Origin of the sequence: Alteribacter keqinensis, assembly GCF_003710255.1 — a bacterium.
Classification (GTDB): Bacteria; Bacillota; Bacilli; order Bacillales; family Salisediminibacteriaceae; genus Alteribacter; species Alteribacter keqinensis.
In genome coordinates, this window is record NZ_RHIB01000001.1 from 1,540,328 (window position 1) to 1,558,710 (window position 18,383).

The following is an 18,383-nucleotide window of genomic DNA, read 5'->3' on the forward strand; positions in this document are numbered from 1 at the left end:
TAAACACCCTTTCATATTTTAGTAGTTTTATATATTTGCAACCGGCTTCATGGCTTCAAAAGGATTCTTGCAGCTCCGGCAGTACAAAATACTTCTGCATGCTGTCGGACCGAAGATGTTTTCCATCGTTGTATAGGTCGATCCGCAATAGGGGCAGTCAATATGCCACGGCTCACCAGGCGTATGTTCTGACGGAGGCGGCGCAATGCCGTATACTTTCAGCTTTTCTTTTCCTCCTTCAGAGATAGAATCCGTCGTCCAGGGAGGGTCATATACATATTTCACTTCCACCTCGTCGATCCCTTCTAATCCAATGACAGCGTTTACAATATTCTTTTTAATAATATCAAGAGCCGGGCAGCCGACAAAGGTCGGTTTTGCCTGAATACGAGCTTTCGTTCCTTCCACTTCCACTGTATCGAGCATCCCCAGCTCAACGATGCTGATCGAGGGGATTTCAGGGTCTTTCACTTCCTGAAGCACTGCCCTAATTTCTTCAACCAGTTGTGCGCGTTCAATGACCACCTTACTTCCCCCTCTCATTTTTACAGATGTCAGGCTTTTGCCTCAGTGCCATTCGCTTCTCGCGCTGGTGACTGCACTCACTATTACCAGCTTGTGACCGGATCTGTCCTGTACACTTCTGAAAGGATGGATAAAGCCTGGTTAAGATCTTCTGTATGTTCGCCCATCCGGCCGTTTCCGCTTTTCATTCCCGGTTTCCGCTCAATCTTGTAGTCAACTTCGCTAAGAATATGCTGTACTTTCTCCACCCATCGGTCTCTAAGATTCTGTTCACTTGAAATGAGGCTGTACTCATTCATAGCTTCACCTTCAGGTCCGAGGGTCAGCACACCATCAAATTCATCCCATACCCGCTCAATCGCCGCTTCCATCCGCTGTCTCGCTTCCGGAGTGGATTGCATTAGCTGCTTAAACCACAGCTCCCAGTGCATCAGGTGATAATATTCTTCTCCGATCACCCGGCGTGCAATGTGGGCGAGGGGCTTGTAGGAAGAGTCTTTCAGGCTTTGAAGGCGGATCGTTTTGGCATAATCGTAGAAAAGGTTGCGTACAACTGCGAACGCCCAGTCGTAATCAGGCTTCTCCAGGTACGTTCCTGTTCCGTTCTTTTCTTCCAGAATGATCGCGTTCCGGTATTCCACAGGGTTACGGAGATGACTGATATCGTCTGCTTTTCCCTCCCCCAGTTCTTCAAGGAGCTGATAATACATAACAGCGTGTCCCATTGTATCCTGACTTATGGAAGAGAAAGCTACGTCTTCTTCTATGTGTGGGGCAAGACCGAGCCATTCGGAACCGCGGTATGCAATCATGAAGTCATCATCGGCAAGCTGGTAAAGAAGAGCTTTGGCCGCTTCATATGCTTTCGTATGTTGTTTGAGTTCTTCTTTCGTTTCAAAAATCAACGCTTCCACCTCCTATTTGAGAAGACTCTTTTCTGTAAATTGTTCCTGCTCGTACTCACGCCATTTTTTCTTTAAATAGCCGTATCCTTTTGTTTCACGGTAGCTCTTATTATCAAGGCGGGTCAGCACTTGGCGTTCCTCTTCACCAAGGCTTGAGATATCACTGCGCTTTACGACCCAGATGTTTACGCACGGCTCTCTTCTGAGGAAGTTTTCCTTCGCCATGACCATGGCCATCTCCTTATTCGGGGCAAGAAGGCTGAACTGGTGCTGAAAAGGAGCCATCTGATTTCGCTTGCTGAACACTTCGTATTCTTCGTAAAATTCATTGCTCATTTAGTGCGCCTCCTTCACTGCCGGGTTTGCAAGGGCATCACGGACCCACGCTGTATTTTCATAGGACGTAGTGCGAAGATCAAGGCGTTCTTTTGACATCGGCCCATGACCGGTAACGATTTTTTTGAATTCTTCCCAGTCAGGCTGTTCGTAGATCCACTCGCCTTTTTCTTCATCATAATGCATTGTTTCATCGGGAATCTTGAGGCCGATTGATTTGATTCTCGGAACGTACTTATTAAAAAATTCCTGACGGAGGTCTTCATTCGTTTTCGTACGGATTTTGTATTTAATGTTTTTGTTTACGTGTGACTTCCCGACGTTTTCCTTCGAGCGCGGGCCGAAGAACATGAGAAGTGCATGCCACCAGTCATCAAGGGATTTTTGAATCATGGCACGCTGCTCTTCAGAACCTTCTGCGAGTGCCAGAATGATGCTTTCCCCGTGCTGGGCATGGAACACTTCTTCTGCACAGATACGCTGGAGCGCTCTTGCATATGGTCCGTATGAGCTGTTTAACGACATGCTCTGGGTAATAATTGCTGCTCCGTCGACAAGCCAGGCAATAATCCCAGCATCACCCCACGTCGGTGCCTTCATATGAAACACATTGTGGAATTTGAGACGGCCGCTGAACAGGTCCTTTAAGATATCTTCACGATTTCGTCCAAGTGGCTTCATCAGATCTTCCGCAACACGCAGAAGAAGCTGGCCGTGGCCCATCTCGTCCTGAACTTTTGCCATGATGGCGAGTTTGCGGTGCAGTGTCGGTGCTTTAGGAACCCACTCCTTTTCTGGAAGCGCTCCCATAATTTCGCTCACTGCATGCATACTGATCAGTCTGATAAGTGCTTCTCTATAATCGTCTGGCATCCAGTCATCTGCTTCAATCCGCTCTCCAGCTTCAATTCTTTCCATGAACCGCTGGTACTTTTCCTCGTAAGAGAGGTCTGTAGTCATCATTTTCAACACCATGCCGGCTCCTCCTTTATATAACGTTTATTTAACGTCATTATATATTTGTGTAATAAATAATGCAATAATTATTTGAAAATTCTTAACCGTGAGGGTGATTTTATTGATATTGAGGATGTTTCGGGACATCTTGCGGGGCGATTCGAGCTGATTGACGGCTTTCTTTCAATTATTAACTGGTTGGGGTTATTATTTAACGTGTTGGGTAGTCAGGGGGGCTGATTCAGGTGATTGAAAAAGCAGAGAGGCGTTCGTAATAAGGATGTGGAAGTTTTTATGGAGAACTATTTGTGTTTTATGCAGGACTTTAGTGGATTTATAGAGAACTTGGGCTTGTTTACGCAGAACTATCAGACATTTATGGAGACTTCGCCATCACTTAAAGAGAATTCGTCACTATGTGACACCTCTTCCGTCCCCGCCTCTCCTCCTCACTAAAAAAAATTTCTCTTAAAAGGAAAAAACGACCTTTAAATGGGTCTGCCTCACTAAAAAAAGCGGGGCTCCATGCCCCGCGCTTCTACAACAAATCCGCTGCCATCTGGGCAAGGCCGGACCGCTCGCCTTTTTCCAGCTTCACGTGAGCCGTCTGTCCCTGGGATTTCAACCGCTCAGCTACATACGTTAATCCGTTGGTGTATTCATCAAGATACGGATGGTCAATTTGTTTCGGGTCACCCATGAGCACAATCTTACTTCCTTCGCCGACACGGGTAAGAATTGTCTTCACCTCATGCTTCGTCAGGTTCTGGGCTTCATCGATAATGATAAACTGGTCCGGAATACTGCGTCCCCGGATATACGTAAGAGCCTCAACCTGAAGAGATCCCATGCCTGCAAGAATTTTGTCCAATTCTCCAGGCTTCTTCGCATTGAAGAGATACTCAAGGTTATCATAGATCGGCTGCATCCACGGCCGGAGCTTTTCTTCTTTTTCCCCCGGCAGATAACCGATGTCTTTCCCCACGGGAACAACCGGGCGGGCGACTAGCAGCTTTTTGTACTTCTGCAGGTCCTCAGTCTGGTACAGTCCCGCTGCCAGAGAGAGGAGTGTTTTTCCGGTACCCGCTTTCCCTGCAAGCGTCACGAGCGGGATGTCATCCCGGGTTAAAAGGTCCAGCGCCATTCGCTGCTGCACGTTTCGAGCTCGGATTCCCCAGATCGGATCCTCATTTGCAATAAACAGTTCCACATAATCATTATCTTTGTCCATTTTTCCAAGGGCGGAACGGGAAGGAGCAGATTCGTCACGGAAGATAAAAAACTGATGGGGCTGGGTAATTGTCCGTGTAAAGTCCTTCTTTCCGAGCTTACGTTTCTCAAACAGCTCATCCATCTTTTTCGGTGCAAGATACTTTTCTTCGTATCCTTTATACATCCGGTCAAACTGAACAACACGGTCGCTCAAGAAGTCTTCTGTAGGAAGCCCCAGAGCATCAGCCTTTACCCGCATCAGCGCGTCTTTACTCACAAGGACAACTTTTCTGCCGCCGGTTTTCCTTTCTTCTTCTTCTATTTTAATATTCAGCGCCACAGCCAGGATTCGGTTATCATTGGTCATTTCCAGAAAGGTCTGTTTCATTTTCTCAAAGGAACGGTGATTAAGTTCTACGGTGAGTGTTCCCCCGCTCGGCAGACTCACACCAAGGTGCAGCTTTCCTCTTTCTCTGAATTCATCAAGCAGTCTCGCCACCTGACGAGCATTCCTTCCTATTTCATCCATATATCGTTTCTTTGAATCGACTTCCTCCAGCACAACGGCGGGGATGACGATATCATGTTCGTGAAAGGAATAAATCGCAAGCGGATCTTGAAGCAGGACATTTGTATCGAGGACGTAAATGTTTTTCAACTTCTCGCCTCCTGGTTTCAATTGGAATGCAGAACATCAGCCGGAATGAATAAAGCGGTCTCTTCTACTTTTCAGCCTTTCCTTTACTCCTAATGTATGTGAAAGAGAATAAAGATAGACGCTAAAACAAACAATAGGTAAAACACCTTTTGAAATGAGGGATTCCCTTTGAAGAAATGGATAATAACACTACTTGTTCTCTCCATTGCCGCAACGGGCTGTCAGCCGGCCGATGACGGGCAAAATGATGAAGATCCTCTGGAAGGACAAAGTTATAATGAACCGACTGAAAACCCGTATAACCAATGGGGTGGCCATAACGCCAATGTGATTGCCAACCACCTCGCACACCTTTGTACCCAGCTTCCGGAAGTAAGCCATGCAACGGCTGTCGTCCTGGGCCCTTATGCTGTAGTAGGGCTGGACATTGAGCCTGATATGGATCAGAGTGATGCCGGACAGGTTAAATATGCTGCCACTGAGACTCTTGCCGATGACCCATACGGAGCCGAGGCCCTTGTAACGGCAGACCCTGACATCACCGCTCGTCTTAACGAAATGCAAAAGGATATTGCAGACGGGAAACCAGTATCAGGTATTATGGAAGAACTGGCTGCCATTGTCGGCAGGCTGATGCCGGTTACTCCAGGACCCGAGCACCGTAAAGATACAGAAGGCGACCCAAGTGACGTAAACGATGACCGCCTTAACAATCAGCGTCAGAATGAACTCGAAGACGTACAGAACAAGCAAAGTAAAGGACGTAAAAATAAGCTGAAAAAAGGCGAATAACTAAATGTTTGAAAAGGTGTCTGAAACAAACGTTTCGGGCATTTTTTCTTATCTTCGTTTTCCGTATCGACTGAGGGTACATCTAAAAAAAACTGCCCCAACCAGAATGGTTATGAGACAGTTTCTATAAATCAAAGGGTACGGACCGCTTCCAGTACCTGTCGGTCAAGTTTATCCGCAGCTTCTTTATCATACGTTTTTTCATACTTAGGCTCTTGTGAAATCCGTGATCCGTAAAACATCACATCACGAACTTCTTCAACCTGAATTTCAACGAGAGCAAGCTTTAGAGGTACACCTTCCATTTTTTCACTGAGGATCTTTGCACTGCCGGCAACGGAGTATGTAGAGCCATTGCCAACAAGAGTGAGTGTCACTTTCGGCTGCTGCCGGATGTTTTCTACAATTCGGGAACGGTTATCGACTGCAAAGCGAATGGCTTCTCTGTGCGGCGCAAATACCCAGCTGATGGCATTCACATTCGGTCCGGCTGTTTCATAGTCCACTGTAGCGAGTGTTACATAGCGCTCCTGCTGCAAGAGAGGAAGTAATTCTTCGGTTAAGGATGTTTCTACTTGATTTGCCATGAATATATCGCCTCCTTTGTCCATTATAATACTACTATACCTAGATTTTCATGAAGATAAAACTGCAGTTTCATTAAACCCTGGTAAAAATGCGTAACCGGAGGGGAAAACATGAGTGGGCCGTTTAAAGATAAAAGCGAGATCGAGCATCTCGTAAAAAAACTCGAGTACTATACAAGGCGCCTTGAGAAGCTGGAACACCTGGATCATAATATGGACAAAATTAATTATGCCCTGGAAAGGGCAAAAATACGGGATATCCTCTTAAATTACACAAATCCGAGGCGTGTTTTCATGATGAACATTCTAGTCGGTATTGGACGGGGGCTCGGGTTGACCATCGGAACGGTTGTGGTCATTTCCCTTGTTGGGCTTATTCTGCGCCAGTTTGTGGACCTGCCTCTTATCGGCGACTGGATCTCCACTCTTCTCCAGTACGTGGACTCCCGGGCAAATCCGTCGTAATTTTTGTCTGATTATCTCTATCCCATCTCTTTAACCGAAAGCTCTATTTTAAACTCAGGTGTTGATTAACGTTGTAATCTCTTTCCGCGGGGTGCCGGTGTTCTCCCTGGGCTAAGCTGTGAAGTGTGTTGGGCACTCCGCGTTGATCATTTTAAAGACATAAGTCCCCATGTAAAAAAGGCGTAATTTTTTTGATACAATCGTTCAAATACACTGATTCTGTTATACTGTAAAGGAAGACTCAAATTATCCAACTTCACTTTATAGTATAAAAAGTCAAAAAAATAGAGGTGTCGCATGAGAGTTCAATGTGTAATGTGTAACATCGTTGAAGATATCGATGATTACTCACCACTGGCAAAGAAATTAAGAAACCGGCCTATTCATACCTACATGTGTGACAAATGCCACAACCGTATTGAAAAACGGACGAACGAACGGAAAGCAACCGGCAATTTCAAAACATATGAAGAAAAAAAAGACGAAGACGAGTGGCTCATCTGAGCATCGTCTTCGTTTTTTACTGGCGGTTCTCTGCCGGTTCTCCGGTTTCCCCGTCCTCTTTCTTTCTGCGTCTCATTTGGATTCTGTAGACACCCAGGACGACAGCTGCAACGAACAGTGATTCAATAATCGGAAGAGAAAAAGCCAGGAACGTGATAAACAAGTTACCAAAGAGCATCATCACGTAGACCACAACCATTTTCAATACAGGCAATTTCCTTGCAAATCCGAGGTTAAATACAAGAACAGTCATAATATTGATAAGTAAAAACAGCATCCAGTATGCGAAAAGGAAATTCTCCGGATTTTGTGCACCAAACAACTCCGCAATAGGAGTGAGGTTAAATTCACCAGGCGTTTTCTGAGTAGCTAAAAGCATCAAAGACATTCCTCCAGTTTTCACAAAACGTACATCAAAACACAGCTATTATACCACACATAATGCGTGCTAAAAACTACCGGAAATCGTTTCTCACAAAGCCGTAACAATCTTGCGGGCCCTTGTTAGATGAACAACCGGCGAAAGTCGATGAAGAAAATCCATAAAGTGTTAAAGTGAAATCACTCTAACCATCAACAATCAATTAAGGCTAAAGCTTCTTTATCTGCAATAATGGTCAGGTTCGGGTGTTCTTTTAATACCGTGGCTGGAATATCCTCTGTCACCTTATTGCTGCAAATAAGGTGATAAAGTGCTTTTGACTTATTTTTTCCTGAAGCGAGCAACACGATTTCCTCGGCTTCCATAATGGTCTCTATCCCAATTGTAATGGCATGGGTCGGCACTGCCTCAATACCGGAGAAAAAACGGGCATTGGCTTCCCTGGTAGAGGGAGTGAGCTCAATGACATGAGTTCTGGAATTAAAGGAAGTACCCGGTTCATTAAATCCTATGTGTCCATTTTCCCCAATGCCTAAAAGCTGAATATTGACCTTTTTCAAGTCCCTTATAAGCTGCTCATACCGCTCGCATTCTGTTTCAGGATTCCCGGCGGTTCCGTCAGGTAAGTGAACGTTTCTTTCCGGTATATCAATATGATCAAATAAATGCCGGCGCATATAAGTGTGATAACTGTGCGGATCGTCTGCACGTAAACCAACGTATTCGTCAAGGTTTACGGTGTGGATATATTTAAAGGAAAACCTTCTTTTCTTTGATTCTTTGATGAGCTCTTTGTACATCCCCTGAGGGGTGCCCCCTGTAGCAAGTCCCATCACATTCACTTTTTCGTCTGACAGCTTGTCTATAAAATGGAGAGCTGCACGCCTGCTCATCTCAGTGTAATCTTCTACTTTAATCACTCTCACGGTCTTCCCTCCCCCCGTTGTATGTATACACTCTTTTACCCAGACAATAGGTTTCAAAAATCGTAAAATCACTCCCCAATACAGCAAAGTCAGCATCCTTCCCTATTTGAATACTTCCTTTACGGTCGTCAACACCGAGCTGTCTGGCTGGGTTTAAACTGGCCATCGCTATTGCCTCATTAAAGGAACATCCGCTGAATGTGACCATGTTCCTTACAGCTTCGTTCATTTTTAAAACACTTCCTGCAAGAGTACCGTCACAGAGCTCTGCTTTTTTACCTCTTACCGTTACTGCCTGTCCCCCCAGGTCGTACTGTCCATCAGGAAGTCCTTTCGCCCTCATGGCATCTGTAATAAGGATGATACCGTCTGCTCCTTTGTTCTTGTATGTGAGCCTGATCATTTCCGGGCTGACGTGAATACCATCGGCGATTAATTCAGCTTTAATACTGTCGTGGAGAAAAATCCCCCCGGCTGTACCTATGTCCCTGTGATGAATCCCTCTCATTCCGTTAAACAAATGAGTGGCGTGGACAGCTCCCTGCTCGGCTGCTTCCCTCACTTCCACGTATGTGGCATCAGAATGGCCAATCGAAGGAATCACATTATTTTGTGCCAGAAACCTAACGAAAGCCATCCCTTCTTCCGGGGCGATGGTGGCCAGTTTAATTGCACCTCCTGACGCCTCCTGAAATTCTTTGAACAAAGATACGTCAGGTTTATGAATGAATTCTTTCGGCTGCGCTCCCGCTCTTTTTAAAGATATAAATGGTCCTTCAAGGTGTATGCCCAAAAGTTCGGCTCCCAAGGTAGAAGGCATACTCATATAGGAGGCCGCATTTTGAAGCGACTGTTTCTTTTTTTCCTTGCTCTGGGTAAGGGTTGTAGCAAGAAATGCTGTTGTACCTTCACCGGGAAGATAACGAACCATCGTAGGTATCGTATCTTCCTTTGCATCCATTACGTCTGCTCTGTTCGTTCCATGAATATGGAGATCGATAAATCCGGGGACAATTTTCGTGCCTGGCGGATAAGAGATTACTTCCGCATCGGTTACCTCTGATGGAGAAGCTGATACTATCTCTTTAAAGATGCCTTTGTCCATCGAAATTAACGGATCTTTTATGACGCCTTCATCTAAAACCATTTCACAACATGGATAAAACAACGTTTTCATATATTTTCTCCTCTCATCCCCGCTATTCTTCCGTGGTTATGTTCATTACTCCCATCTATGTTTCCACTCAATAATTAGTATTTTCCTAATACAGCATTACTTTGTCATTTAAGCGCAAGCACCATAATGTACAGTTGTCTATACCACCCATCCGCGATTGAAGCTGTTTATATCAGTACGTCTCCAACTGTTAAAATTCAGCGCCTCATTTCTGTAAAAAATTTGTATCGGTCTCCCCTGTAAACAGATTTTACAAATTCAAAAGGTACACCGTTATCCAGGCGGCTCACTCTCTTCATTAATAATACCGGAGACCCATTATCTATACCCAGAAGACGGCTCTCTTCTTCTTTAGCGATAGAAGGTTCTATGGTTTGTTCTGCACCACCAATGACGAGGCCGAGGCTTTCTACGTACTCATAAAAAGAGTTGCTGATCCGTTCTGGGGAGAGTTCAGAGAAGATCGTTTCAGGAATTGAGAGTACTTCATAGGCCATTGGCAGTCCATCAGCAAGCCGAATCCTCTTCATTTGATACCCTCTCCCGTCCGTTTCCAGTTTTAATTTTTTACACACTGATGGAGGGAATGTTGTTTCTTCAAACTGGATAAGCTTTGTTCCCGGGTCCATCCCCCTGCTTCTCATGTCTTCAGAAAATCCGGTCAACGTTATGATCGGCTGTTCAACTTTCCTTTTTGCTACAAACGTCCCTTTTCCCTTCTCCCTCATTAAGAGACCTTCGTTTACAAGGTTTGTCACAGCCTGACGAATGGTCATTCTGCTGATCTCATACTTTTCGGAGAGGGCTCTCTCGGAAGGGATCAGATCCCCTTCACATAAGTCTCCACTGTCAATTTTGTTTCTCAGCAACTCTTCCAGCTGGTAATAGATCGGTACAGGAGAGCTTTTATCAATCATGCTCACGCCTCATTTCGTTCATATTGTCTTTTTCTATTTAAATTGTACAGATTACTTGCCAAGTTGTCTATACCACTGACCTTTTCATCAATTTAGATTTCATGTAAAATGAGTCTAGAGAAGGAAGGAGTGTACGCTATTATGAAAACGTTTAATTGGCCATTATTTATACTTTCTGTTTTTGCAGCCTGTGGAATTGCAGGCGTTGGAATCGGTCTTGCTGAAAGCAGCATACTCATCATCCTGATTTCGGTTGTTGTGACCATCGCTGCTGTGGGCGGAGGATTCTCGATCCGGAAAAAAATTCTTGCAGAAGATTAGATAATAGAACAAAAGCGGAAGGGACTTGGTCGCGAGCGATAAAGAAAACTCGGCTTATCACCAGTCTTGGCGAAAGCATTAGTTACCCTTATGCTTTAGTACAAAAATTTGATGGAATAAAATAACCTCGAACTCTCAGGCGCTTAAATGGAAAAGTTTCACAAAAGAAGATATACACAGCACAAAAGCTGTCCGAAAAGGCGAACCTTCTCGGACAGCTTTACTATTTTCCGTGTATTTCTTTCATTATGTCTTTGTAAATAGCCGGGTTTGCAGCAAGAAGGGTATCTTTATTAAGAAAGGTGAGCTTGTTTCCTTCATAGTTTGTCGCGATCCCGCCTACCTCTTCAAGAAGGACATATCCCCCTGCCATGTCCCAGGGAGCGAGGTTGAAGCTGATATAGGCTTCGATCCTGCCGCATGCGACATAGGCCATTTCCAGTGAAGCCGCACCGTATGAGCGGATGCCGCGGGACTGATTCACGAGAGCTTCCAGACGGCGGTCTTTCATGACCCAACCTGCGTTGAAGCTCAGAAGTGACTCGTTCATTGTGACGTTCTCAAGCCGGGGCAATGGTTCCTCGTTCAGGAAGGCACCTTCACCATTAAGGGCAGTAAAAATCTCGTCCGCCATCACATCATAAATGATCCCTACCATACCTTTACCTTCGTGAAAAACCCCAATAGAGATCGCAAAATAGCATTTTTGATGGACAAAGTTTACCGTGCCGTCAATCGGATCAATGATCCAGACGGTACCGTCAAGGTCGTCAACTACATCTCCAAGCCCCTCTTCTCCCATAATTCTGTGGGTTGAATATTTTTCATTTATTTTGTTTTTAAAGAATAATTCCGTCTCCCTGTCCACATCGGTTACGAGGTCGTGCTCGTTTACCTTAGTATGGATTTCGTATGTATCATCCATCATTTTCCGGATGTTTTCACCTGCTTCTTTCGTCCACGAAATTGCAGTCTCATAAATGCTTTGCCACTGTTCCTGTGTCAATGTGATTCCTCCTCGGTTCTGCTATGAACAATCTATACCATAAGCCATGTTGTGTTGCAAACATCTGTCACCGTTTGACAGGACCTGTCAGAACGTGACATTAATCTCCAAAAAGGCTCTGAAACCAAAAAAAATGAACCATTGAGGCTCATTTTTCTTCATTCACGTTTTATCCTTCCAATCGTTGAAGTTCATTGCGAAGCCTCTCCAGAATGCGCTTGCTTTTCTCAATCTGCTTCTGATCGCTGGCTTGCATGGCATCAAAGAGCGTCTGGAGTTCGTAGTCAATTTCCATCTTTAAAACCGGAATACGTCTCTCACCGTCTCTTCGTTTTAGTGTTTGAATGACTTTTTCCATGTTCTCCACACCCCTTCTCGTTTGGTTACATTCTCGCGATCAACGATTTATGTCCGCGTCTCCTATGGATTACTATAAGTTATGAAAGGTCTTCAAAAGTTGCAACAAATTATTTGATTTATTTTTTTCATTCCACCAATTTTCTATTTCTAAACCAATAGAGCCTCGTCAAGCGGTATTTTTTTATTTTCCCTACCCTTATGATAAACTATCGGCATATAACTATTGACGTAAAAGGAGCGACCGCTGACAATGAGTTTTAATGGATTTTCAAAAAAAGACTTTGACGTTTTTACCATTGATGGCCTTGAACCGAGAATGGAAGCAATAAAAGAACAGGTAAGACCGAAACTCGAAGACCTTGGCGAGCATTTCGCCGCCTGGTTTACAAAAAGAACCGGTGAGGAAATGTATCCGCATGTGGCCAAGCATGCCAGAAGAAAAGTGAATCCCCCTGATGACACATGGGTAGCGATCGCTGAAAGTAAAAGAGGTTACAAAAAGCTGCCTCATTTTCAGATCGGCCTTTGGGAAACCCACGTGTTCGTATGGTTTGCCGTCATTTATGAATCTCCGATCAAACAGGATTTCGCAAAAGCACTAAAAGAACAAAAAGAGGAAATCACAAGTAACATCCCGAATACTTTTGTATGGTCCCTGGATCATACGAAGCCCGAAGTAAAAAAACAGAGCGAGCTTTCGTCTGAAGATTTTGACCAGATGTTTGACCGTCTCGAGAATGTAAAAAAAGCAGAAATCCTCTGCGGCATTCAGCTTTCAAACGACAGTGACGTTGTTTCTGACAGTGAGAAGTTCATCCAGACAGTAGAACAGGCTTTTGAAACCCTTATGCCTTTGTATCAGATTGCGAAGCGCGTCGGGGAATAATTTTATATACAAATCCACTAGGGGTGCCGCTTGGGCTGAGACAAACCATCGTTTGATCCCTTTGAACCTGTTCAGTTAATACTGACGTAGGAAAGTGGCGTAAACTAATACATCTTTACTGCGCTGTTTTCCATTATGAAAACGGCGCTTTTTATTTCGCTGAAATCGTTCGCCTGGAGCAACTAAAATACTTATAAGAGGATCAAACGTTCATTTCAAAACAGTTTTTTGTTTTTATGTCCGGTTGTACGGGAAAAGATAAAGACAGTGTTATTACGGAGGGATAGAAATGGAAGAGAAAGTAATAAAGCTCAGACAGGCCGTTGAAGAAGCATCACCGCTTATTCATAACATCACCAATGTCGTTGTCACGAACTTCACAGCAAACGGCCTGTACGCCATTGGAGCATCACCTGTCATGGCTAATGCCAGAGAAGAAGTGGGGGAAATGGCATCCATCTCACAGGGACTCGTGCTAAATATCGGAACGCTCAACGAAACCCAGGTAGAATCCATGTACTTGGCCGGGAAATCCGCCAATGAAAACAATGTTCCTGTGGTCCTTGACCCTGTCGGTGCCGGCGCAACTACATACAGAACCGAGACAGCAAGAAATCTCCTGAACGAAATTAACGTGACACTCATACGTGGGAATGCAGGTGAAATCAGTAATTTGATCAATGAAAAGGTGGACATGAAAGGTGTGGATTCCAAGCAGGAACTCACAGACGCCGTAGTTGTCGCTGGAAAAGCGGCCAGGGAGTTTGGCACTTTCGTTGCATTAACCGGCAAAACGGATGTGGTCACTGACGGAGAGAGAACTTACTATATCAAAAACGGCTCGCCCCGCCTGACCAAGGTTACCGGCACTGGCTGTCTTCTCTCTTCTGTTACCTCTGCCTTTTTGGCTGTAGGTGAAGATGATCCTTTGGAGGCTGTTGCCTCTGCCATTGCCTATTACGGAATTGCAGCAGAAGTAGCTGCGGAAAAAGCACGGGATTTTGGAATCGGACATTTCCAGCCTTTCTTTTTTAATGAACTTGAAACCCTTGATCATGAAGAAATAAAACAGAGGCTGTCCTGCAGAGAGGAGGAGATATAAATGCGCAGAACGGCATTAACCATTGCCGGCTCCGATTCCGGGGGCGGTGCAGGTATACAGGCTGACTTAAAGACTTTTCAGGAACACCATGTATTTGGTATGAGCGCACTGACAGCAGTAACCGCACAGAATACACGTGGCGTTCAGGGGGTATTTCCTGTTGAGGTAAAGGGGCTGGAAGAACAGCTCCGCTCGATCGGGGATGATATGCCCGTCCATGCGGTAAAAACAGGAATGCTCTTTGACGCGGACCGGATCAAAGCGGTTGTGAATGCGATTCACCGCTATGAGTGGTCCAATATCGTGGTTGATCCCGTCATGATCGCAAAAGGAGGCGACAGTCTCCTTAGTGAATCCGCTCATGAGTTCCTGATGAAAAACCTTCTTCCAATCACCGATGTAATTACACCGAACATACCGGAGGCGGAAGTACTTACAAACATGACGATTCATACACTGGCTGACCGAAAAGAAGCGGCAATCCGCCTGCACAAAGCAGGCGCTTCCCACGTTGTTATTAAAGGCGGTCATGATGATGGTGCCGAAAACGTCATTGACCTTTTATATGATGGCAGTGCTTTCACTTATTTCTCACTGCCGCGTATCCAATCGGAAAACACACACGGTACAGGGTGCACATTTGCTGCTGCCCTGGCTTCAGGGCTATCCCACGGTTCTTCCGTTACTGAAGCTGTTAAAAAAGCGAAGATCTTTGTCCAGATGGCAATCCAGCATACAGTACCTATGGGAGACGGCCATGGTCCGACGAATCACGGTGCTGTGAGGCAGTACCCTGAAGAAGCGATATCTGTAACTGAAGAGGTGAAAATATGGGACGAATAGATCTAACACTTCTGTCTGATCAGCTGAACGTTTACTTTATTGCCGGAAGCCGTGACTGCACCTCCCCTCTTCCCCTTGTTCTTAATGAAGCCATTGCAGGGGGAATCACGATGTTTCAATTTCGTGAAAAAGGTCCGGGAGCACTCGAAGGTCAGATGAAAAAAGCCTTGGCCCTCCAGCTCTTTACCCAGTGTAAAGAAGCTGACGTTCCTTTTATCGTAAATGATGATGTGGAACTCGCTTTGCAAATTGACGCAGACGGAATTCATGTCGGGCAGGAAGATGAAGATGCGGCAAGTGTTCGAAAGAGGATTGGAAAAAACAAAATACTCGGCGTTTCCGCCCATTCTGTTGAAGAAGCATACAGAGCCATTGAAGCCGGGGCTGATTATCTCGGTATCGGACCGATATATGAAACGTCATCCAAAGATGATGCAGAAGAGGTGAAAGGACCCGGATGGATCCGGGAGCTGAGGGAAAATGGTGTGGACCTTCCGCTGGTAGCAATCGGAGGGATTAACACGGATAATGGTTCTGATGTTCTTCATGCCGGAGCAGACGGCTTGAGTGTCATTTCCGCAATTTCAAAAGCAGCGTCTCCCTTTGAAGCAGCAAGGGAGCTCAAAGCCCTGTTTGACCAATAACAGAGAAGGCGGCTCCCCGGGTGGGTAAATACCCGGGAGCCGCCTCTTTTTTTTTCGGCTGGATTATTGCAGGTCCTGACAGGGCCCGCAACTTACACCGCCTACATTTTAATGATATTCTCTTCAGATTCCCTTGCTTTTTTTACTGCATGGTAGGGGCTCTGACCACTTTGCTTTTCATATTCCTTAAATGCCTGTTTTTCTTCAGACTTGGACGGGACAATCTTTTTATATCGCCCGTAAAGGGTTTCAAGAAGGTCTTTTTCCACACCTTTCGTGTATGCCTGATCGATCGCTTCATAAAAGTTCACCACATCGATCACTTCTTCTTTTGTCCATTCAACTGATATGGGAATGTTAACCTCATCTTTCATCCGGACCACCTCTTTCATTCGTTATAAAACCTCTTCAGGTTAAAATAAGACTTCCCCTTCAAAGGTTAATCTGGTATACTCTGTTTGTTTTATACTAAGGATACCAAAGAGTCCACCTCTTTGAAACGTTCCAACATTGATTATACAGTAGAGGTGAATACGCGTGTACAAAAAAGATCAGAGCCTCACACCGTTATTCGACGGTTTATTAAACCATGCAGCAACCAACCCCACTCAGTTTCATATTCCGGGCCACAAAAAGGGCTCAGGAATGGATCCTCGGTTTCGTGAATTTATCGGAGAAAATGCCTTATCCATAGACCTCATCAATATCGCACCACTGGACGACCTTCACCACCCCCAGGGAATGATTAGAGAAGCCCAGGATCTTGCGGCGGATGCCTTTGGTGCAGATCATACATTCTTCTCTGTCCAGGGGACTAGCGGAGCCATTATGACTATGATTATGAGCGTCTGCGGACCCGGGGATAAAATTATTGTGCCACGAAATGTGCACAAATCCATTATGAGCGCCATTGTCTTTTCTGGTGCTACACCCATCTTTATCCATCCGGAAATTGATTCTGAGCTCGGGATATCTCACGGCATTACGACCGGGGCTGTTAAAAAAGCCCTCGCCGCTCATCCTGACGCAAAGGGACTTCTCGTCATTAACCCGACCTATTTCGGCATCTCTGCCAACTTAAAAGAAATTGTAAACCTTGCTCATTCTTATGACGTTCCCGTTCTTGTAGACGAGGCACACGGTGTCCATATCCACTTCCACGAAGACCTGCCCTTGTCTGCCATGCAGGCAGGCGCAGACATGGCCGCGACAAGTGTTCACAAGCTTGGAGGTTCACTGACCCAGAGCTCTGTATTAAATGTCAAAGACGGGCTCGTAAACCCGGACCGTGTTCAAAGCATCATCAGCATGCTTACAACGACATCAACATCCTACCTTCTCCTTGCTTCACTTGATGCGGCCCGTAAGCATCTTGCTGTAAATGGACACGATCTTGTTGATGGCGCCGTTAAACTTGCTGAAAGGACCCGGGATAGAATCAATGACATCCCTGGCTTTACGTGCTACGGCATTGAGATGCTGAACGATCATGCTATTTATGATATGGATCCGACCAAGCTCACGATTTCCATTAAAGACCTTGGTATCAACGGATACGACGTGGAAACGTGGCTTCGTGAAAAGCATCAGATTGAAGTGGAACTTTCCGACCTGTATAACATCCTGTGCATTATTTCTTTTGGGGATAACGAGGAAACCACCGATCGCCTCATTGAAGCACTGACTGCCCTTTCAGAAGAGCAGCTCAATCATATCAAAAAAGGGGAAAGAAAGCATGTGTCCGTACATGTTCCGAACATCCCTACACTTGCCCTTTCACCACGGGACGCTTTCTATTCCGAAACGGAATCCATATTACTGAGGGAGTCTGCGGGCCGTGTAAGTGCAGAATTTGTTATGGTTTACCCTCCCGGAATCCCTATTCTGATACCAGGTGAAATTATCGAAGAAGAGAACCTCTCCTATATTGGAAAAAATATGGATGCCGGACTTCCTGTCCAAGGACCTGAAGATGCAAGCTTAACGTACATCCGGGTCATCCGGGAACACAAACCGATTACGTAAAACAAATACAAAAACCAAAAGATGCTGGGACAGAAGTGTTTTAGTCAACAAGAATCCGAACAAATCCTCTAAGGTGTAAATAAACAGCTTTTGAAATATACTCCGCTTTCCGCGAGAAGCGGGTTACCTTCCTCCAGCTTCCCTGCTTCTTCCTCTGCCAGCTAACCTTTGCAGCTGTCTGCGTCGAAGCAACTCGTCGCATTTCAAGTAAACGCTCGTCACTGAGGTGTCTCACATTTGCTTTTCAGAAGGCACTGAAAAAGTTCGATCTTTAACTTTTCCAGTGCCTTCTAAGCAATGAGCGTAACGGTTGGCATTTTTTAAAGCCTGGTATGAGTAGGTTTCTAGTATCAGGCGCGCAACCGCTGAAGCCATTGCCACTTAAATAAAAGCCACTGAAAAAGTTGTTTTGTACTTTTTCAGTGGCTTCCTTTTAATCCCGCAGGGAGTCTGCGTATATTTCATCCGCTACGTTTGTTCATGTTCGGATTCTCAGCAAAAACTTTCTCTATGCAGAAAGAAAGCAATTAAATAATGAATGTTTATTCTTGAAAACAGTAAAATCACCTCTTAGCCGGCTGTGAGGTGGTTTGCTATCTACTTTATGTTCTGTGGGGGGGATGACCGTTGTCTTGACTATAATAAGGCGTTGCTTTGTCATATATAAAGGAAAAGTCAATCGTGGCATCGATTTTACGAAGTAGATGATCATTAGGAACGAGCTGGTCAATGGAGACCATTTCTAATTCAACTTGTTTCTCACGGATATGACCTAACATGTCCTCCTCCTTACGTATAATTCAACGTATTTTATTGAAAGTAGGCATAAGCTGAAGACGGCTCCAGCGGGAAA

At 45.1% G+C, this 18,383-nt stretch carries 22 protein-coding genes, 1 pseudogene and 1 riboswitch; of the genes and pseudogenes, 9 read left to right on the forward strand and 14 right to left on the reverse strand.

The window, feature by feature from the left end:
* Positions 1-27: 27 nt before the first annotated feature.
* The 5 genes from paaD to EBO34_RS07530 form a co-directional block, all read right to left on the reverse strand.
* Positions 28-525, reverse strand: coding sequence for a 1,2-phenylacetyl-CoA epoxidase subunit PaaD (gene paaD, locus EBO34_RS07510; protein ID WP_249414027.1), 498 nt, complete (start codon positions 523-525; stop codon positions 28-30).
* Between the two features lie 83 nt (positions 526-608).
* Complete coding sequence (paaC, locus tag EBO34_RS07515) at positions 609-1,430, reverse strand: 1,2-phenylacetyl-CoA epoxidase subunit PaaC (protein ID WP_122897286.1); 822 nt, start codon at positions 1,428-1,430, stop codon at positions 609-611.
* 12 nt (positions 1,431-1,442) lie between these two features.
* The gene (gene paaB, locus EBO34_RS07520; RefSeq protein WP_122897287.1) at positions 1,443-1,766 is read right to left on the reverse strand and encodes a 1,2-phenylacetyl-CoA epoxidase subunit PaaB; all 324 of its coding nucleotides are present in this window, start codon (positions 1,764-1,766) and stop codon (positions 1,443-1,445) included.
* Positions 1,767-2,741, reverse strand: coding sequence for a 1,2-phenylacetyl-CoA epoxidase subunit PaaA (paaA, locus tag EBO34_RS07525; protein WP_249414028.1), 975 nt, complete (start codon positions 2,739-2,741; stop codon positions 1,767-1,769).
* A gap of 520 nt (positions 2,742-3,261) precedes the next feature.
* Positions 3,262-4,593, reverse strand: a complete 1,332-nt coding sequence (locus EBO34_RS07530; protein ID WP_122897288.1) for a PhoH family protein — start codon at positions 4,591-4,593, stop codon at positions 3,262-3,264.
* A 168-nt stretch (positions 4,594-4,761) separates the two neighbouring features.
* Here EBO34_RS07530 and EBO34_RS07535 point away from each other — a divergent pair, with 168 nt between their 5' ends.
* Positions 4,762-5,385 carry a YhcN/YlaJ family sporulation lipoprotein gene (locus tag EBO34_RS07535; protein WP_122897289.1) on the forward strand — a complete coding sequence of 208 codons (624 nt, stop codon included), beginning with the start codon at positions 4,762-4,764 and terminating at the stop codon, positions 5,383-5,385.
* Positions 5,386-5,516: 131 nt separating this feature from the next.
* On the opposite strand, the gene EBO34_RS07540 is transcribed toward EBO34_RS07535, so the two are convergent.
* Complete coding sequence (locus EBO34_RS07540) at positions 5,517-5,972, reverse strand: pyridoxamine 5'-phosphate oxidase family protein (protein ID WP_122897290.1); 456 nt, start codon at positions 5,970-5,972, stop codon at positions 5,517-5,519.
* Between the two features lie 111 nt (positions 5,973-6,083).
* Here EBO34_RS07540 and EBO34_RS07545 point away from each other — a divergent pair, with 111 nt between their 5' ends.
* Positions 6,084-6,437 (forward strand): DUF5665 domain-containing protein, encoded by a 354-nt coding sequence (locus tag EBO34_RS07545; protein WP_122897291.1) that lies wholly within the window; start codon positions 6,084-6,086, stop codon positions 6,435-6,437.
* A 297-nt stretch (positions 6,438-6,734) separates the two neighbouring features.
* Complete coding sequence (locus tag EBO34_RS07550) at positions 6,735-6,941, forward strand: YlaI family protein (RefSeq protein ID WP_122897292.1); 207 nt, start codon at positions 6,735-6,737, stop codon at positions 6,939-6,941.
* A gap of 16 nt (positions 6,942-6,957) precedes the next feature.
* On the opposite strand, the gene EBO34_RS07555 is transcribed toward EBO34_RS07550, so the two are convergent.
* From EBO34_RS07555 to EBO34_RS07570, 4 genes are all read right to left on the reverse strand, one after another.
* The gene (locus EBO34_RS07555) at positions 6,958-7,320 is read right to left on the reverse strand and encodes a YlaH-like family protein (RefSeq protein WP_122897293.1); all 363 of its coding nucleotides are present in this window, start codon (positions 7,318-7,320) and stop codon (positions 6,958-6,960) included.
* Between the two features lie 194 nt (positions 7,321-7,514).
* Positions 7,515-8,249, reverse strand: coding sequence for a glucosamine-6-phosphate deaminase (nagB, locus tag EBO34_RS07560; protein WP_122897294.1), 735 nt, complete (start codon positions 8,247-8,249; stop codon positions 7,515-7,517).
* On the reverse strand, positions 8,236-9,426 hold the full coding sequence (gene nagA, locus EBO34_RS07565) for an N-acetylglucosamine-6-phosphate deacetylase (protein ID WP_122897295.1): 1,191 nt from the start codon (positions 9,424-9,426) through the stop codon (positions 8,236-8,238). Before nagA ends, nagB begins: the two co-directional genes overlap by 14 nt.
* Positions 9,427-9,623: 197 nt before the next feature.
* The gene (locus EBO34_RS07570; RefSeq protein WP_122897296.1) at positions 9,624-10,343 is read right to left on the reverse strand and encodes a GntR family transcriptional regulator; all 720 of its coding nucleotides are present in this window, start codon (positions 10,341-10,343) and stop codon (positions 9,624-9,626) included.
* A 141-nt stretch (positions 10,344-10,484) separates the two neighbouring features.
* Between EBO34_RS07570 and EBO34_RS07575 the strand changes: the two genes are divergently transcribed.
* Positions 10,485-10,664 (forward strand): DUF5325 family protein, encoded by a 180-nt coding sequence (locus tag EBO34_RS07575; RefSeq protein ID WP_122897297.1) that lies wholly within the window; start codon positions 10,485-10,487, stop codon positions 10,662-10,664.
* 223 nt (positions 10,665-10,887) lie between these two features.
* On the opposite strand, the gene EBO34_RS07580 is transcribed toward EBO34_RS07575, so the two are convergent.
* Both EBO34_RS07580 and EBO34_RS07585 read right to left on the reverse strand, forming a co-directional pair.
* Positions 10,888-11,670 carry an inositol monophosphatase family protein gene (locus EBO34_RS07580; protein WP_122897298.1) on the reverse strand — a complete coding sequence of 261 codons (783 nt, stop codon included), beginning with the start codon at positions 11,668-11,670 and terminating at the stop codon, positions 10,888-10,890.
* A 169-nt stretch (positions 11,671-11,839) separates the two neighbouring features.
* Entirely contained in the window at positions 11,840-12,028 is a 189-nt protein-coding gene (locus EBO34_RS07585) for a hypothetical protein (RefSeq protein ID WP_026690079.1), read from the reverse strand.
* A 252-nt stretch (positions 12,029-12,280) separates the two neighbouring features.
* Between EBO34_RS07585 and EBO34_RS07590 the strand changes: the two genes are divergently transcribed.
* The 4 genes from EBO34_RS07590 (at position 12,281) to thiE (ending at position 15,505) form a co-directional block, all read left to right on the forward strand.
* The gene (locus EBO34_RS07590; protein WP_122897299.1) at positions 12,281-12,916 is read left to right on the forward strand and encodes a YktB family protein; all 636 of its coding nucleotides are present in this window, start codon (positions 12,281-12,283) and stop codon (positions 12,914-12,916) included.
* 9 nt (positions 12,917-12,925) lie between these two features.
* A riboswitch (TPP riboswitch) is annotated at positions 12,926-13,026 on the forward strand.
* Positions 13,027-13,205: 179 nt separating this feature from the next.
* On the forward strand, positions 13,206-14,018 hold the full coding sequence (gene thiM / locus EBO34_RS07595; RefSeq protein WP_122897300.1) for a hydroxyethylthiazole kinase: 813 nt from the start codon (positions 13,206-13,208) through the stop codon (positions 14,016-14,018).
* Positions 14,019-14,861 (forward strand): bifunctional hydroxymethylpyrimidine kinase/phosphomethylpyrimidine kinase, encoded by an 843-nt coding sequence (thiD, locus tag EBO34_RS07600; protein WP_122897301.1) that lies wholly within the window; start codon positions 14,019-14,021, stop codon positions 14,859-14,861.
* Positions 14,849-15,505: a thiamine phosphate synthase gene (thiE, locus tag EBO34_RS07605; protein ID WP_122897302.1), complete on the forward strand. Its 657-nt coding sequence runs from the start codon at positions 14,849-14,851 to the stop codon at positions 15,503-15,505. Before thiD ends, thiE begins: the two co-directional genes overlap by 13 nt.
* A gap of 101 nt (positions 15,506-15,606) precedes the next feature.
* On the opposite strand, the gene EBO34_RS07610 is transcribed toward thiE, so the two are convergent.
* Entirely contained in the window at positions 15,607-15,879 is a 273-nt protein-coding gene (locus EBO34_RS07610) for a UPF0223 family protein (protein WP_122898612.1), read from the reverse strand.
* Between the two features lie 163 nt (positions 15,880-16,042).
* Between EBO34_RS07610 and EBO34_RS07615 the strand changes: the two genes are divergently transcribed.
* The gene (locus EBO34_RS07615; protein WP_122897303.1) at positions 16,043-17,530 is read left to right on the forward strand and encodes an aminotransferase class I/II-fold pyridoxal phosphate-dependent enzyme; all 1,488 of its coding nucleotides are present in this window, start codon (positions 16,043-16,045) and stop codon (positions 17,528-17,530) included.
* A 614-nt stretch (positions 17,531-18,144) separates the two neighbouring features.
* Here EBO34_RS07615 and EBO34_RS07620 read toward each other — a convergent pair.
* Positions 18,145-18,309, reverse strand: a pseudogene (locus EBO34_RS07620) (transposase); the annotation flags it as partial.
* Between the last annotated feature and the right edge of the window lie 74 nt (positions 18,310-18,383).

What these genes read in the sequence shown, in the direction of transcription:
- thiE (WP_122897302.1), top strand. Translation starts at nt 14,849, where the DNA reads ATGGGACGAATAGATCTAACACTTCTGTCTGATCAGCTGAACGTTTAC.
- EBO34_RS07590 (WP_122897299.1), top strand. Translation starts at nt 12,281, where the DNA reads ATGAGTTTTAATGGATTTTCAAAAAAAGACTTTGACGTTTTTACCATT.
- EBO34_RS07540 (WP_122897290.1), bottom strand. Translation starts at nt 5,972, where the DNA reads ATGGCAAATCAAGTAGAAACATCCTTAACCGAAGAATTACTTCCTCTC.
- paaB (WP_122897287.1), bottom strand. Translation starts at nt 1,766, where the DNA reads ATGAGCAATGAATTTTACGAAGAATACGAAGTGTTCAGCAAGCGAAAT.
- paaA (WP_249414028.1), bottom strand. Translation starts at nt 2,741, where the DNA reads ATGGTGTTGAAAATGATGACTACAGACCTCTCTTACGAGGAAAAGTAC.
- EBO34_RS07610 (WP_122898612.1), bottom strand. Translation starts at nt 15,879, where the DNA reads ATGAAAGATGAGGTTAACATTCCCATATCAGTTGAATGGACAAAAGAA.
- EBO34_RS07570 (WP_122897296.1), bottom strand. Translation starts at nt 10,343, where the DNA reads ATGATTGATAAAAGCTCTCCTGTACCGATCTATTACCAGCTGGAAGAG.
- thiM (WP_122897300.1), top strand. Translation starts at nt 13,206, where the DNA reads ATGGAAGAGAAAGTAATAAAGCTCAGACAGGCCGTTGAAGAAGCATCA.
- EBO34_RS07575 (WP_122897297.1), top strand. Translation starts at nt 10,485, where the DNA reads ATGAAAACGTTTAATTGGCCATTATTTATACTTTCTGTTTTTGCAGCC.
- nagA (WP_122897295.1), bottom strand. Translation starts at nt 9,426, where the DNA reads ATGAAAACGTTGTTTTATCCATGTTGTGAAATGGTTTTAGATGAAGGC.
- EBO34_RS07555 (WP_122897293.1), bottom strand. Translation starts at nt 7,320, where the DNA reads ATGCTTTTAGCTACTCAGAAAACGCCTGGTGAATTTAACCTCACTCCT.
- EBO34_RS07545 (WP_122897291.1), top strand. Translation starts at nt 6,084, where the DNA reads ATGAGTGGGCCGTTTAAAGATAAAAGCGAGATCGAGCATCTCGTAAAA.
- thiD (WP_122897301.1), top strand. Translation starts at nt 14,019, where the DNA reads ATGCGCAGAACGGCATTAACCATTGCCGGCTCCGATTCCGGGGGCGGT.
- EBO34_RS07550 (WP_122897292.1), top strand. Translation starts at nt 6,735, where the DNA reads ATGAGAGTTCAATGTGTAATGTGTAACATCGTTGAAGATATCGATGAT.
- EBO34_RS07585 (WP_026690079.1), bottom strand. Translation starts at nt 12,028, where the DNA reads ATGGAAAAAGTCATTCAAACACTAAAACGAAGAGACGGTGAGAGACGT.